This window comes from Kamptonema sp. UHCC 0994 (genome assembly GCF_029167235.1).
GTDB lineage: Bacteria > Cyanobacteriota > Cyanobacteriia > Cyanobacteriales > Microcoleaceae > Kamptonema.
The window spans coordinates 1-15,335 of sequence record NZ_JARFTR010000247.1; the positions used below are offsets into that span (position 1 = coordinate 1).

At 43.4% G+C, this 15,335-nt stretch carries 10 protein-coding genes; 8 read left to right on the forward strand and 2 right to left on the reverse strand.

The window, feature by feature from the left end; genetic code table 11:
• The first annotated feature begins 144 nt into the window (after nucleotides 1-144).
• Nucleotides 145-1,428 (forward strand): FAD-dependent oxidoreductase, encoded by a 1,284-nt coding sequence (locus PY364_RS22045; protein ID WP_275526302.1) that lies wholly within the window; start codon nucleotides 145-147, stop codon nucleotides 1,426-1,428.
• Nucleotides 1,429-1,487: 59 nt separating this feature from the next.
• Here PY364_RS22045 and PY364_RS22050 read toward each other — a convergent pair whose 3' ends face one another.
• On the reverse strand, nucleotides 1,488-4,022 hold the full coding sequence (locus tag PY364_RS22050) for a CBS domain-containing protein (RefSeq protein WP_275526303.1): 2,535 nt from the start codon (nucleotides 4,020-4,022) through the stop codon (nucleotides 1,488-1,490).
• A 226-nt stretch (nucleotides 4,023-4,248) separates the two neighbouring features.
• Here PY364_RS22050 and PY364_RS22055 point away from each other — a divergent pair, with 226 nt between their 5' ends.
• Entirely contained in the window at nucleotides 4,249-4,575 is a 327-nt protein-coding gene (locus PY364_RS22055; RefSeq protein ID WP_275526304.1) for a methyltransferase domain-containing protein, read from the forward strand.
• 69 nt (nucleotides 4,576-4,644) lie between these two features.
• On the opposite strand, the gene PY364_RS22060 is transcribed toward PY364_RS22055, so the two are convergent.
• Nucleotides 4,645-5,184, reverse strand: a complete 540-nt coding sequence (locus PY364_RS22060) for a cyclic nucleotide-binding domain-containing protein (RefSeq protein WP_275526305.1) — start codon at nucleotides 5,182-5,184, stop codon at nucleotides 4,645-4,647.
• A gap of 87 nt (nucleotides 5,185-5,271) precedes the next feature.
• Here PY364_RS22060 and PY364_RS22065 point away from each other — a divergent pair, with 87 nt between their 5' ends.
• The 6 genes from PY364_RS22065 to PY364_RS22090 all read left to right on the forward strand — a co-directional run bounded on the left by PY364_RS22065 (nucleotide 5,272) and on the right by PY364_RS22090 (nucleotide 15,123).
• Entirely contained in the window at nucleotides 5,272-5,667 is a 396-nt protein-coding gene (locus tag PY364_RS22065) for a response regulator (protein WP_275526306.1), read from the forward strand.
• A 503-nt stretch (nucleotides 5,668-6,170) separates the two neighbouring features.
• Nucleotides 6,171-9,326 carry an AAA family ATPase gene (locus PY364_RS22070; RefSeq protein WP_275526307.1) on the forward strand — a complete coding sequence of 1,052 codons (3,156 nt, stop codon included), beginning with the start codon at nucleotides 6,171-6,173 and terminating at the stop codon, nucleotides 9,324-9,326.
• A 10-nt stretch (nucleotides 9,327-9,336) separates the two neighbouring features.
• On the forward strand, nucleotides 9,337-9,513 hold the full coding sequence (locus PY364_RS22075) for an ATP-binding protein (protein WP_275526308.1): 177 nt from the start codon (nucleotides 9,337-9,339) through the stop codon (nucleotides 9,511-9,513).
• Complete coding sequence (locus PY364_RS22080) at nucleotides 9,510-11,456, forward strand: adenylate/guanylate cyclase domain-containing protein (protein WP_275526310.1); 1,947 nt, start codon at nucleotides 9,510-9,512, stop codon at nucleotides 11,454-11,456. Before PY364_RS22075 ends, PY364_RS22080 begins: the two co-directional genes overlap by 4 nt.
• Nucleotides 11,457-12,084: 628 nt before the next feature.
• Nucleotides 12,085-13,725 carry a polysaccharide biosynthesis protein gene (locus PY364_RS22085; protein WP_275526312.1) on the forward strand — a complete coding sequence of 547 codons (1,641 nt, stop codon included), beginning with the start codon at nucleotides 12,085-12,087 and terminating at the stop codon, nucleotides 13,723-13,725.
• 183 nt (nucleotides 13,726-13,908) lie between these two features.
• Nucleotides 13,909-15,123: a glycosyltransferase family 2 protein gene (locus PY364_RS22090; protein ID WP_275526314.1), complete on the forward strand. Its 1,215-nt coding sequence runs from the start codon at nucleotides 13,909-13,911 to the stop codon at nucleotides 15,121-15,123.
• The last annotated feature ends 212 nt before the right edge of the window (nucleotides 15,124-15,335 follow it).

Here is a 15,335-nt window from a genome sequence, read left to right on the forward strand (position 1 = left end):
GTTAACTGTTACAGGATTTATGCAAAAGTATCCGTAACGCCGCCATCTTGGCGGTGATTTTACCGCCAAGATGGCGGCGTTACATAAAGCCTGCGTAAAGTCATGACTTAGCAATTAGCAATTAGCAATTAGCAATTAGCACCTATGCAGCAACTTTCCAATCCAAAAGTTAAAGATTTAGTGTTAATTGGCGGTGGTCACAGTCATGTAATTGTACTAAAAATGTTCGGCATAAAACCGCTGCCAGGAGTGCGTCTAACTCTAATTAGTGATGTCACTCATACTCCCTATTCTGGGATGCTTCCTGGTCACGTCGCGGGGTTCTACGATGAGGATGAATGCCATATCGATTTGCGATCGCTTTCTCAATTCGCCCAAGCCCAAATTTTTATTGACAAAGCAATTGCTCTAGACCTTGACAAAAATCAAGTAATATGTACTAATCATCCCCCGATAAATTTTAACCTACTTTCCATTGATATCGGTAGCACTCCAAACACCATCTCAGTGCCAGGTGCAGCAGCTTATACAATTCCCGCCAAGCCAGTACCAGAGTTTTTAGCTAACTGGAACCAGTTAATTAAAGAGAGACAAAATTATCAAAAACCGCTTTGCATCGCCATTGTTGGCGGCGGTGCAGGCGGTGTAGAACTCGCCTTAAATATGCAATCTCGCTTGTTAGCAGCCGATGCTGTTAATGCCAACAATATATCTGAGCAAATAGATAAATTAGCCGTTAAATCTGTCACCAAATCCGTTGTGAAATTTCACTTATTCCATCGAGATCGAGAACTGACGATCGGTCATAACCAGCGGGTACGCCGCCGTCTCAAAGAAATTATGATCGGCCGGGGTATTGAATTACATTTAGGTGAAACAGTATGTGCAATACAAAAAAACAACTTAAATTTACCAATTACCAATTACCAATTACCAATTACCAATTACCAATCACCAATCACCAACTCTCAATTACCAATTACCAATTACCAAATTCACTGTGAATCAGGATTAAAATTGGAATGCGATCGCATTTTTTGGGTGACACAAGCATCAGCACCTAATTGGATAAAAGCATCTGGCTTATCTACTGATGATAAAGGATTTATTCAAGTTAATGACTATCTACAATCCATTTCTCATCCTCACATATTTGCCGCAGGTGATATCGCGACAATGATTAATCATCCGCGTCCCAAAGCAGGGGTATTTGCAGTACGTCAAGGTAAGCCGCTATTTGAAAATTTGCAGCTATTTTTATTAGAAAAACCGCTGAAAGCCTTTGTCCCACAGAAACAATATCTCGGATTAATTGGTACTGGAAATAAAAGTGCGATCGCATCTCGCGGGCCTCTGATGTGGGAATCACCTTTATTGTGGTGCTGGAAAGATTGGATCGATCGCAAATTTATGGAAAAATTCCTATGATTCCGGTCAATCGCGATCGATAACCTTTGTCCGACGTAGCAATAAGTTGTTAACCAAAATTAATTCTCTAATTCTTCTTTCTGTAAAGCAGGTAACTGCACAGTAAAAGTTGTCCAGCCGCCGCCGCTGGCTACTTGAATTTTTCCTGCTAATTGTTCCACCAGTTTCTGCACTAAAGCTAAACCTAAACCTGTCCCGCCTTGCTTCCAAGGATCGGCATTAGGAACTCGATAAAACTTTTCAAAGATATGAGGTAACTCCTCTGTAGGAATTTCTGCTTGATTACCTACCGTGAACAAAACTTGAGAACTGGCAATTGACGACTGAGAAATAGAGGTGGGTAAAATATTAGTTTCGACTGCTCTCTTTCTGTGCTTTTCCCTTCCCTTATTCCCAATTTTTCCTGCATCATTTGCATCGTTTCCACTCTCCAGCTTGCAGTTAACTTTCAAAGTAACTTCACCACCGTTAGGTGTATATTTGCAAGCATTATTGAGCAATTCTGCTAAAATACGAGCTAGACTAGCACGGTTGGAAGTGATAGTAGGTAACTTGCGATCGCATTCAACTTGCAAGATTTGCTGGCGATTCTGGGCTCTGGCTCTAAATGGTTCAATTATAGCAGGTAGCCAAGTTTGCAAATTAACTGATTCCAAAGCAATAGGATAAGCTGCTGCTTCCAAACGCTGCAAATCTAAAAGAGCATTAATTAAATCTGTTTCTCTAGTACATTCTGCTTCTAGAATTCCTAAATAAATCTGTCGCCGTTCTGGAGTAGGAGAAATTTTTAACATATGAATAGCCATTTTCATATTGGCTAAAGGCGTTCGCAGTTCGTGGGAAACTGTACTTAGAAAGTCATCTTTAAGAATATTTAGTTGCTGAAGCTCTTGTATTTTCTGTTCCAATTCTGCGGTTCGTTCTTGGACTTGAAGTTCAAGATCTGTATTTAAATTTTGCACTTGTTGGTAAAGTTGTGCTTGCTGAATTGCGATCGCGACTTGAGTTGCTAATTGTAAAAGCAAATCGACTTCTGACGGTTCCCAATCCCGTGACTCTTCACACTGGTGAACGCACATCATTCCCCATAAATTACCATCTTGCAAAATTGGTACAACGATTAAAGCTTTGATTTCTGCTTGTCTGAAACGCGCCAATTGCTCTAAACTTAGATGAGCTTTGTCAATATCAGAAATCGCATAGTTTTCTTGTTCAAATGCCTTATTGTATTGTTTCCAAATACTTTCTGGAACGATATCTCCTAACATAGAAGGCCAGTTAGAGGCGACGGATTCTGCTACAATAACGCCAATATCCCCAGGCTCTAAGCGGATGATAGTCCCGCGATCGGCTTGCAGGACAAGACGCACTTCGGCGACGGTAGCGTTGATAATTTCGTCGAGATTTAGAGATTGATGAATCCGCAAAGCTATCTTAGTTAAAAGCCGATCGCGTTGCAGTTGGGAGTGCAGTTTTGCTGTCCGTTCCCGCACCTCTTCTTCTAGTTTGGCGTTACGGCTTTGTAGGAGTTCGAGTTTTTCAGCTTGCAGTTGATATACTGACTGCTGTAATTGTTTGACGGCGCGGTACATTTCTGTTGGATCGAGGACTTGTAGCAAGCTAGTTTGAGCGATCAAACCCAGGAGTTCGCCTCTGGTACCGCAGACAACTAATCGCTGGGCTTGTTGCTGCTGCATTTCTTTGTGAGCTACCCACAAGGAATCAGAAGGTTTCAAACTAAACAGAGAACTTCTCATCACTGCTGCAACTGGTAAATTCTCAAAATCTAGTTCTAAAAACTGAGCCTGCACGAGATCGTATTCGGTGATAATTCCCAGAGGTTTGTGAAATGAATAATAACAAATGGAGGTGCGATCGTCTTTTGGCTTCTCCATTTTTAATTCTTTACTTTGGGTAATGACGAGGCAACTGGCCTGGTGTTGTGACATTAGTTCGGCTATGCTCAACAGTGAGGTATTTTGGGGCGCGGAGATGGGCATAGTCATCAATTCTGTCACCCGCCGCAATTTGAGTATATTGGAGGGTTGCAATACTTCGCGAATCCTTTCCTTAGTAAGTACGCCAACTAAGCGAGTGTTGCTATCTACAATGGGTAAGTAGTGAATCCGGTGCTGGCGAAATAGAGATAAGGCTGTGAATACATCTTGGTCGGCTGATTCCGTGAGGGTAATTGAAGCTGGTGACATGACTTCAGCAATGGGAATTTTGTCCAGAGGGATTCCGGTTTGGCTGTTAGTTTTGCCTGTGGCAATCAATCGGATAATATCACCTTCAGTTAATATGCCTAGTAGTGGCGATCCTTTGTGGCTATGGGAGGATGTGGCTCCATTCAGCTCAGAGGCATTTTTTACTACTAGGATGCAGTGGGCACGCACTTCTTGCCAAAGGGGGGTTTCGCCAATTGATGTAATGTTTGAGAAGGGGTTGACTTTGGTTAGGCTGCACTTAGTTTCTAATTGGCTGATGAGGGCGATCGCTTCTGCTACAGAAGTTTCGGGCCCCGCAATCAGGGGGTGACGGTCAATCGCTTGTTCAAGGGCTGATGAGTAGAGGGGCGGTTGGTGAAACTGCATAGTAAATCACAGCTAGAGCGCAGGGCATCCGTTCGAGGCGATCGCTTTCGCGACTGTTTGTTTTAGATAGGATTTACGCACAATAGTCCTATCTAAGTTAAATGTATTGAAGCAAACGGGAAGGTTTTATGCTTTCTAATTAACGATCCTAGCGTCTGGGAACACCGCGATCGCGAAGGAAAGAATCCTTGGGATTTAGGTCAAGCTGCTCCCTATTTCGCTAAGTTTGTTAAATTCGCCCTCAGCTCCACAACTAGACCGCACGGCCGGCTTGGGCTGCGGTCGTGGTTACGATGCCGTGCTGTTTGCCGATCGCGGTTTTGAGGTTATTGGTTTTGATTTTGCTGCCTCTGCGATCCTAGATGCAACCTGTCTAGCTCAAGGCATGGGTAGTAGTGCCCAATTTTTGCAGAGGGATATCTTTGAGTTGGCAGCGGAATTTCCCTCTCATTTTGACTATATCGTGGAACATACCTGTTTTTGCGCTATTCCTGTTGAAAAACGCAATTTTTACGTTAAGAAGGAAGAGGGAAGAGGGAAGAAGGAAGTATGACTCTCTGATTTTAATTTTTAATTTTTAATTACCTAAGCCTCCATTTTTTAATTTTTAATTTTTAATTACTTAAGTATCGCTTAGGCGTTGCATTAACCAGTCATATCTAGATTTAGCTAAATTGCTGTTTTCCAAAGCTGGTTGATTTGGTTCTTCTGTTGTACTATCCTGAAACAGGAGATAGTCTGGATCTTGACTGAAGCGGTTAACTGTACCCCGCAGTCTAGTAGAAAGAAATTTTGTGATCGCTCGATAGAACCGCAGGGAAAAAAGCACATCTTGTTCTAGTTTTTCAGTTAATTTTTCTCTGGGAATTGATAATATTAGGCATTCTTCAGTGGCTCTAACACTGGCAGAGGGGAGGCGGCCATCTACGAAAGACATTTCGCCTAGAACCTCTCCAGAGCTAATTTTGCCTATTTCTCTGTTCCCTAAAGCTGCAACTGAAACGCTCAGGCTTCCGTCTAAAACGATATAGAGCGCGTCTATGGTTTTGCCTTCGCAGATGAGCACAGTGCCTGCTGAGATTTGGTTGCGCGTACCGTTGACGAGCATCCAATCTATGTCGCGATCGCTCAATTCACCTAAGATCGCTAAAACTTTGCTCATAATGTAGGAGGGGGGATGCGTGTTGTCTTCTTATACCTTATATTTTGATAGCTTGGTAATGTAACGGCATTTTTTAAGGAATTGCTTATGAAGACCGTTCTGATTGTGGAAGACAATCCGATTAATTGGCGAGTTTTTGAGAAGATTATAACCAAGCGGGGAGCAATGCTTGCCAAGCATACGGAAGATGTGGAAGAGGTATTGCAAATGGCCTCTTCTGGAGAAGCTGATATTATTCTGATGGACATTTGTCTTGCCAATAGTTACTACCAAGGCAAGCCAGTTAACGGCGTTGAGATCACCAAATTGCTGAAAGCAAACTCACAAACAGCCAAACTACCTGTAATCTTGGTGACAGCTTTAGGGGAGAGCGATCGCGATCAACTTCTAGCACAGAGCGGTGCGGATGGCTTTATTGCCAAACCTATAGTTGATTATCAAAATTTTGTGGCTCAGATTAAAGCCAAATTGCCGCAAGAATAAAGTCGCGATCTTAGCATTTAGAAGAAGAATACCTTAACAGAAGGCAAAGGTAGACTTTATTCTACTTATATTGTTTGATCTTTCTCATTCTTGTACTGAGCCAAAAACGCGCGCAATTTTTTTTCTTGAAACCCTTTTACCAACTCGCATATCTGTTCAGCAAGGCGGGTTTATAGATATCTGCACACTCACAAAAAATATCTAGGCTAACTGTCGCGATCTAATTTTAGCTCGATCTGCCCCTGGAGACGCAATGCCTTTGGCTGACTACGCCTAGGATTTGCTGATATAGCTAGGGTCTACGATGCTCAGGACTAGGGGAAGAAGGGAATAGAATCAGCGGGTTTCAGTAATTTAGAATGTCCTAACTACCAAGAAGGTTGCTATACTTAGCTTTCCTTTGCAATTTTGACTGGCAAAATTGATTGAACAACTAGGCAACATGGGAGAAATCGTGGTATTGATAAAGAGAATGTAAAGAGAAAGTATGGCGCAGTGCCTAAATGATTCCGCAACAACTCACGCTCAAAAATTTTCTCAGTTACCGCGATGCAACCCTCGACTTTCGAGGGCTCCACACAGCTTGTATTTGCGGCCCCAACGGTGCAGGTAAAACCTCCCTTTTAGAAGCGATCGCTTGGGCAATTTGGGGTAACTGTCGCACCGCCTCCGAAGATGACATCATCCACATTGGCGAAACCGAAACCCGCGTTGACTTCGTTTTCGCGACGCACGGCGAAATCTACCGCATCATCCGCAATCGCCGCCGGGGACAGTCGGGAACTCTAGAATTTCAAATTGCAACTAACTCTGCTGTTATTAACGAGGGAATTAAGGCTGTAACTTTTCGGACTTTGACACAAAAAGGACTGCGGGCGACACAGCAGAAAATTATAGAACACCTGAAACTTGATTATGAAACCTTCATCAACTCAGCTTATTTGCGACAAGGGCGTGCGGATGAATTTATGCTCAAAAAACCGAGCGATCGCAAAGAAATTCTCGCAGGCCTTCTCAAACTCGACCAATACGACACTTTAGCAGAACAAGCCAAAGAAAAATCCCGCGCATTTAAAGCTCAAGTTGAAGTATTACAGCAAAGTCTGTACTCAATCAAAGAGCAACTGCTACAACGAGATGCGATCGCATCTCAGCAAGCCAACCTCCAACAAATTACCGCTCAACTCCAACAACAGCAAAATATTAATACCGAAAAACTCCAGCAACTTCAAGGCCAGCAACACCAACGCCAAACCGGAGAGAAACTCCTAATTGGTCAACAGCAACAACAGAGCAACATCGCCCAAGAATGTAGCCGTTTACAACAAGAAATCGCCACAGTTAAACAGCAGCAACAGGAAATTCAAGCCCTTCTGCAACAAGAAAGCGAAATCACAACGGGTTTAAACCTTTTTCAAAAGCTGCAAATTGAAGAAGAAACCCTTTCTGCTAAATTCAAAGCTCACCAAGAAGCCCAAAACCAGCGCCAGCAATTACAAGAACAACAGCGGCAAATTGTGAGTCAAATCAGCGGTAAAATTCAGCAAGTCCAAGCCCAATTAGAAGCTTTAGAACAACAGCAAAAAGAAGTTCAAGACATTCTTAGCCAACAGCCAGAAGTAGAGGCTGGACTGGCTCAATTGCAAGCAGCTAGAACTCGCCTGAGCAAAATTGACCAATTACAACTCCAAGTTGCGCCCTTGTTGCAACGGCGACAACAATTGCAAACACAACTCGATCGCGCTCATGCTCGTTTGAGCGCTCGTTTAGAAGAACTTAACTCAAGAGCGCGATCGCAGCAAGCTACTTACCAACAAAAGCAACCGCAATTATATAGAGAATTGGAAGCAGTAGCAAATCACATTTTACAATTAGAAAATAAGCGCGTTTATCAACAGCGAGTTACGGAAAAAGGACAAGAAAGGGATCATTTCCTAAAAAGTCTCCACGCCAGTCAACGCGACTACGAAGCCAGACTTGCAGAATTAGATCAAAAAATTCAACTACTAGGAACTCCACCAAATAATACAGCTTTGGCGGAGCAAGAATTATTAGAAGCATCTAATTTTTCTAATAACTCCAAACTCAGGGCGGGCACGGAAGCATCGTCACTACAAGAATTACAACTTCCTAACTGTCCTCTGTGCGATCGCCCTTTAGACGAACACCACTGGAGCTTAGTAGTTACAAAACATCGTACTCAACAACAGGAAATTTGGAATCAACTATGGGTGATTCGGGAACAATTAACTATCTCTGAACGAGAGATTGAAATCCTCAGAAGTGAATATCGCCAACTAGAAGAAGAACTAGCACCCTATGAAACATTGCGGGAACGCCGAGGTAATTTACAAGCCCAAATTGATGCTTTGGGGATAGATAAAATGCGGGTGCAAGAACTATTGGCTGAAGCATTGGAAATAGAGAAATCCCTACGTAGTGGCGAATATGCAGCCGAAGATTATGCTGAGCTTCAACAATTAGATAAAAATCTGCACGAACTCAATTATAGCGAACAGAATCACGCTCTGATCCGCAACCAAGAAAAAAGTTTGCGCTGGGCAGAAATTAAAATGAGCCGCATTAAAGATGCTCAGCAAAAGCTACAGAAAATTAATAGCCGTCGCCCAGAACTTCAAAGTCAATTAATTAGCTTTCAACAGCAAATACAGCAACAACAAACTGACTCAGAAATACAGCAACAAATTCAAAATATAGATAGATATATCGCAGAAATTGGCTATAGCTTAGAACAGCATAGCAACATCCGTGCTGAACTGCGGCAAAATCAATTTTGGCTTTCCCGTGCCGAAAAATTACGCCAAGCTCAAAAACAGTATCCGCAAATACAGCAACGAGCGAGTGAATTGGGCAACTTAATCCAAGTGCGATCGCAAGATTTAGACACACTCAACAATCAAATCTCAGCCATCCGGCAACAATTACAACAAACCCCAGATACAGCAGCACAAATTGGAGAAATTGAACAACAAATACAACATCGCCGTCAACAACTAGACCAAAATTTAGCTAGTTTGGGACGAATTGAACAGCAACAACAGCAGCTTGCAAGCCTTCAGATTCAATGCGAAACTCAACAACAACAACTGGAAACCTCCCGCAAGCAATACCGAGTTTATCAAGAATTATCCCAAGCCTTCGGCAAAAACGGTATTCAAGCTTTAATGATTGAAAACGTCTTGCCCCAACTTGAAGCCGAAACCAATCAAATTTTATCCCGACTGAGTGCTAATCAATTGCACGTCCAGTTTATAACTCAACGCGCGGCCGCTTCCAAAAAAGCCACCAAATTAATTGAAACCTTAGATATATTAATAGCAGATGCTCGTGGTACTCGCCCCTATGAGACTTACTCCGGGGGCGAAGCTTTCCGAATTAACTTTGCGATTCGGTTAGCATTAGCTAGACTGTTAGCACAGCGTGCAGGTACGGCTTTGCAGATGTTAATTATTGATGAAGGTTTCGGTACTCAAGACAGCGAAGGATGCGATCGCTTGATAGCTGCCATCAATGCGATCGCCCCTGATTTCGAGTGTATCCTTGCCGTCACCCACGTACCCCACCTCCGAGAAGCTTTCCAAGCTAGGATAGAAGTCAGCAAAACTGCCCAAGGTTCTCGCATTAACTTGTCAATTTAACAATCCTCAGTTGGGTTCAGGGACTGGTTTAGGAATGTCGATCGGCTATGAAATTGTGGTACAAAAGCATGGGGCAACGCTCAGGTGTTTATCTACACCGGGACAGGGAGCTGAGTTCTGGATTGAGATTCCGCTACGATCGCAAAGTACCCTCACTACCAGAGAATCCGAATCAATTAAGGGATGACAAAAAAACAACCTTTACCCTGGTCTCGTCGCTACATTCCCCCTGGGTTAACCCTTGTTTTGGGTGTCGGGTTGTCCATTTTGGCCTTCGCCCTGATCTGGAACTGGGAAGACAGACGGCGAGATTACGAATTTAACCGTCGAATCGACGACATCGCGATCGCCCTAGAGCGTCAGATTAATACAGATTTAGATGTCATCCTAGCTCTCGGCGACTACATGAGAGCCACTAATCAAGTAGATCGTTCTTCCTTTGCTAGGTTTGTCGCCCGTCCCCTCGCCATTCACTACAGTTTGCAAATCCTCGCCTGGAGTCCACGATTACCTGACACCCAACGGCAAAACTATGAAGCCAAAGCTAGAAGTGACAAAGATCCGAACTTCGAGATTACAGAGCGTAACTCACTTGGTAAGCTAGTTACAGCTAGCCAGCGTCCTGAATATTTCCCCGTATACTACGTCGAGCCTTTAGCCCAGAACCAGGAGGCTTTAGGGTTGGATCTTGCTTCCTCGCCTGCTATCCGCGCCGCCCTAGACCAAGCAAGGGATACAGGAGAAATGGTTGTCACCAAAAACATCAACTTGGTTGCAGGCGATCGCTCTGAACTCGGCTTACTAGCAATCCAACCAGTTTATCAAAACGGCACTCAACCAAGCACGATCGGCGATCGGCACAAATTATTACAAGGATTTGTCCTGGGAGTATTTCAAGTTAAAGATATTTTTCAGACTTCTCTCAAAGGGCGTAACACCGAATATATGAATTTCTACCTCACTAACACCACCTCTGAACAGCAAAATAAATCAATATCTTCAACGGCCTCGCCCCATCTCCCAGCCAACAACTCCCGCCCCTCCCTACAAACAAATAACTTTGCTGTACTCTACGATTCCAGTAGCCAAAAAGTTATCCCAGCAGGGCCCCAAATAGAACAGGCGGCGAATTTAAACTGCCCAATTCAAAGCAATTCCGCTTCATCAGAAACAGCTTGTAGGCTGCTTCTCAATATTAGCGGTCGCCAGTGGTCGCTTTACGTCTTAACAACCCCTGAATTTCGCAGGACTCAAAAACACTGGCGTTCTTGGGGTAGCTTAATTATGGGCTTACTGTGGACTCTGATACCTGTCACCTATATGTTGACTGCCCTCAGCCGCACTAGACAAATTGAAAAACTCGCCGAAGAAAGTTCCAATCAAGCCAAAAAGTTACAACAAGCTTACAAACAATTGGAATTAGAACAAGCCAAATCCGAGCAACTACTATTAAATGTATTGCCAGCACCGATTGCACAACGCCTTAAACGCGACGAACATAACATTGCTGATACTTTTGGCGCAGTAACAGTCATGTTTGCTGATATTGTCGGCTTTACAGAGCTTTCCTCCCGTATCTCTCCCTCTGAATTGGTGGGAGTGCTTAACGATATTTTTTCTGCCTTTGACCACTTGGCCGACAAACACGGTTTAGAGAAGATCAAGACTATTGGGGATGCTTATATGGTAGTCGGCGGCCTCCCAGTGGCACACCCGGATCATGCTGAAGCGATCGCAGAAATGGCCCTCGATATGTTGCAAGAAATTCGTCGCCTCAGCGTCGAACACAATGAAGCTTTTAGCATCCGCATCGGTATTAACTCTGGCCCGGTAATTGCTGGTGTGATTGGCTTAAAGAGATTTATCTACGATTTGTGGGGCGATACCGTAAATATTGCTAGCCGCATGGAATCTCACGGTATGACGGGCTGCATTCAGGTGACAGCAGCCACTTACGAGCTATTGCGCCAGAAATATTTGTTTGAGAAGCGGGGCGCTATCCAGATTAAGGGTAAGGGATACATGACAACTTATCTGCTTACGGGGAGGGGAGAGGGGGATCGGGGGAGAGGGGGGGCGAGGGAGCGGAGGAGAGGAGGAGCGGGGGATAGCGGAAGAGGGGAAGCATAGACAAGATTGTAGGCGATCGCATCAACAATCAAACTCCACTATCTACAAGTATAATTAGTGGTTTCCAAGCCATAAAATTGTTCAGATTGAAATAGTCTTCTCCGTGCTCTACCGTATTTTCACTGTAAGCGAATTTGTCCAGAATCCTCCCAAGGAAGGTTGAAATTATGGACTCGTCAGTCTTGAATTTGTGACAAAACTAAGTGCCAATAAGGATTTCAGCTTTCGCACCGATTGACGGATCTGCCAATTATCTATAGTTAGCTACTTAATGTAAAGATTCTTGACTTTACACAATCTTTAAAATTACGCAAAAACTCGTAGGTAATTACGAAGAGTTTGTAAAGCTAACGCTACCCTATTGCCAAACACTCGTACGTATAGTCTATGATGTTCATCAAGGAACCGTAAGGTTAATGATATTCAGCTCAGACATTTTTAAAAGGTGTCAGAGAAAATACAAATATCGCACCCAAATATCGCACCGAAGAAAATAAATAGAGGAACTAATCGCTATCTGTAAACAGTTGCCATTTTTCCTCTGAAATACCTCGCTTTCATAGAGTGAGTCGGGGTAGTGTGGTTGCTCAAATATCAGTATTCCTAGAACTTAACAGGAGCTACAACAGTGAAACTTGCATCTACTAATTTATCAGCAGTTAAATCTACTACCAATACCAAAGCCGGAATTATTGAACTCATCAAGCAGCTAGTTCCTCCTGGTTCGCCAGAGCCTCAAGACTCTGCAATTCTTGCTGAATTGCAAACTCTGACAGTCAAGCTAATCGAAGCTTATAAGGCCGACGGACTATTAGAAACAGAGCCTTTTAGCGATGTACGCAACCGCACCCTTTACCTGTACGCACAGGAAGTTAAGAACAAACTACAAGGAAAAGTGGTACTCGTAACCGGAGGAGAGGGGTGCGTTGGAACTAACTTAATTAAAAAACTGCTCGAACTAGGTGTCAAGCGCATAGTTTCTGTGGACAAAGCACAATGTCATAACTTAGAAGGAGATATTCCCACTAGCACTCAAGAAGGAAACATCATTTTCTATGCGGCTGACGTTCGTAATTCTGAGGCGCTGAGATATATATTTGAGACAGAAAAACCCGATTTAGTTTTCCACCTAGCTGCTCAACGCCTACCCGGACTTGCAGAAATCAAAATTCGAGAAACAGCTACAACCAGCCTTTTAGGAACTAAACATATTATCCAGCTTTGTGAAGAATATGGTGTCCGCCAGTGTATTTTTTCTTCAACAGGCAAAGCTTCCCGCTATTTTACAACAGAAGTTTACGCCGCATCCAAAAAGTTAGCAGAGTGGCAATTTGCTCAAGCAGCTCAAGAAGGAAATGTTACTTACGGCATGGTACGTTTTACCCATATGCTAGACAACAGCTCTTTCTGCGAACAAATGGCCAACAAAGTAGAGCAAGGTAAAATAGTTAACGTTCACGCTCCCCATCGCTACGTGACGGCTCAAAATGTTGAAGAAGCAGTACATTTGTTATTGAATTCATTGATTTTTTCCGTTCCCGGCAAACTCAAATTTTTAACAGTTCGCAATCTAGGTTGGCCGACAGAAACTCTCGAAGTTGCTCTTGCTAAAATTATTGAGTCTGGCAAAAATATCCCGATTTATTTTCAAGGACTTCTCCCTGGATATGAAGAACCATTTTTCCTGGGTCAATTTGACTGGAGTAATCCTACGGAAATTCACCTGTTAATGAATGTTCTGGAAAATTCATCTCGAAGAGTTGACGCTTCTGGGGAAATGGAAATTGCAGAATTAGCTCCCTTTTCTTTCCGCACATTAACTAAACAATTGTTCCGCCTGGAAAATTTAGTTACGGATGAAACCATCCCTGAAGCCCAAATTAAGCCAGCTCTAGCAAATTCTGAAAGAGAGATAATTTCATCGACTTTTTCTTGGACTTCAGCCCACGAACTATTAAAGATATTAAAGTGGGGAATCAATGCTAAGAGGCTGCAAGCTGAGGGAACTGACATCAATATCTACCAGGATATTCTGGAGCTACTGCTAGAAGGTTTGCACGGCAGATTAAACAAAGAAGTTTTGAATCTAGCTAAGGTGACACCTGATGAATTTGATGACATGATTGAAAGTCTATCAATGGTGGATTCTATTCAACTAGAGGTGGCATATTTGCGCTCTGTATCCAGATATCTCAGAGAGTTTACTCCTGTTGACAGGGTGATTCAATTGATGTCTCAAAAGGTATTAGCTAGCGTTGTTGTTGGTTAGTTGTTAGTTTTTGGTTATTAGTAGGAAAATGTAATTGCCAATTACTAATAGGACTTACGCACGAATCACGTAGCGCCGCCCTCTGGGCGGTATCTTTACCGCCTAGAAGGCGGCGTTACAAACATTTTTCGTCGTAACTCCAAACCAATTAGCTAATTACCAATTACCAATTACACTGTTCTGATGGAAACAAAAATTGCCCTAACTGTATTTGTTGATGTTTTCCTATTTCTAATTGCAATTGGGCTTTTACTCCCGATTGCAGTTCTTTTTCTAGAATGCAGTGCAGCCTTTTTTCGTAGCTTACGCGAAACATCGGAGACTGCAATTCCGCGTCCTCCTGTAGCGATTTTAGTTCCTGCTCATAATGAAGCTAGCGGAATCGGTGCAACTCTTTCGGCATTATTACCACAGTTGAAAACTCAAGATCGCCTGATAGTAATTGCAGATAATTGTACTGACGAAACAGCGCAGATCGCACGCAGTTTCGGTGCAACGGCAATCGAACGCTGCGATTTGGATCGTTTGGGAAAGGGATATGCTTTAGACTATGGACTGCAATTTCTTGAAGCCGATCCGCCGACAGTTGTTATTATCGTTGATGCAGACTGTATTTGCCAACAAGATACAATCGAGCAACTGGTTAGGGTTGCAGTTACTTCATCACAACCAGTTCAGGCAATTTATTTGATGGAAAAACCACCATTGCCAAGTCCGAAAGATTCAATTTCTGCCTTAGCTTTTACGGTTAAGAATTTAGTCCGGCCGAGCGGATTAGCTCAGTTAGGATTCCCCTGTTTGTTAACAGGTACGGGGATGGCTTTTCCCTGGTCAGTAATTCGGGAAATTTCCCTTGCTAGCGGTAATATTGTTGAAGATATGCAGCTCAGTGTCGATTTAGCGATCGCAGGACATTCAACTATATTTTGCCCGGAGGCGAAAGTAATAGGTTGTCTCCCCCAGCAGCAGCAAGCAGCAACAAGCCAAAGGACTAGGTGGGAACACGGACATTTACAGACTTTGCTTACTCAAACTCCGAGACTGCTAAAAGCTGCGATCGCTCAAAGGCGCTTTGACTTATTCGCGATCGCCCTTGACTTATCCGTACCTCCCCTCTCCCTCTTAGTCGCGATTTGGGTTACAGCTTTGGGTGGAGCGTTATTAGCAGCAACACTGGGAGCATCTTGGCTTCCCGCTACTTTATTAATAATAGAAGGAATTTTAATTTTAACTTCGATTGTCGCAGCTTGGGCTAAGTTTGCGCGTAACGACATCTCAGCACTAACTCTTTTAGCTGTACCTTTTTACATTCTTTGGAAAATCCCTCTTTATCTAAGCTTTTTAGTGCAGCGTCAGACAAAATGGATTCGCACAGAGCGGGATGCAGTTGATGTATAGCTAGGGACTAGGGACTAGGGGCTAGGGAAGAGGGAAGAGGGAAAGGTTACGACAATCAAGGATTATGAACCAGATGTAACACTGGGAGTTGCCCTAACTGCCAAGAAGGTTGCTATAACTGAAAATTAATCAGAACTTACGCAAAAATATCTGTAACGCCGCCATCCTGGCGGTTTCTTTACCGCCAGGATGGCGGCGTTACGTAGAGTGTG

Coding starts and splice junctions, on each gene's coding strand:
- PY364_RS22080 (WP_275526310.1), top strand. CDS start 9,510: ATGACAAAAAAACAACCTTTACCCTGGTCTCGTCGCTACATTCCCCCT.
- PY364_RS22065 (WP_275526306.1), top strand. CDS start 5,272: ATGAAGACCGTTCTGATTGTGGAAGACAATCCGATTAATTGGCGAGTT.
- PY364_RS22050 (WP_275526303.1), bottom strand. CDS start 4,022: ATGCAGTTTCACCAACCGCCCCTCTACTCATCAGCCCTTGAACAAGCG.
- PY364_RS22045 (WP_275526302.1), top strand. CDS start 145: ATGCAGCAACTTTCCAATCCAAAAGTTAAAGATTTAGTGTTAATTGGC.
- PY364_RS22090 (WP_275526314.1), top strand. CDS start 13,909: ATGGAAACAAAAATTGCCCTAACTGTATTTGTTGATGTTTTCCTATTT.
- PY364_RS22070 (WP_275526307.1), top strand. CDS start 6,171: ATGATTCCGCAACAACTCACGCTCAAAAATTTTCTCAGTTACCGCGAT.
- PY364_RS22060 (WP_275526305.1), bottom strand. CDS start 5,184: ATGAGCAAAGTTTTAGCGATCTTAGGTGAATTGAGCGATCGCGACATA.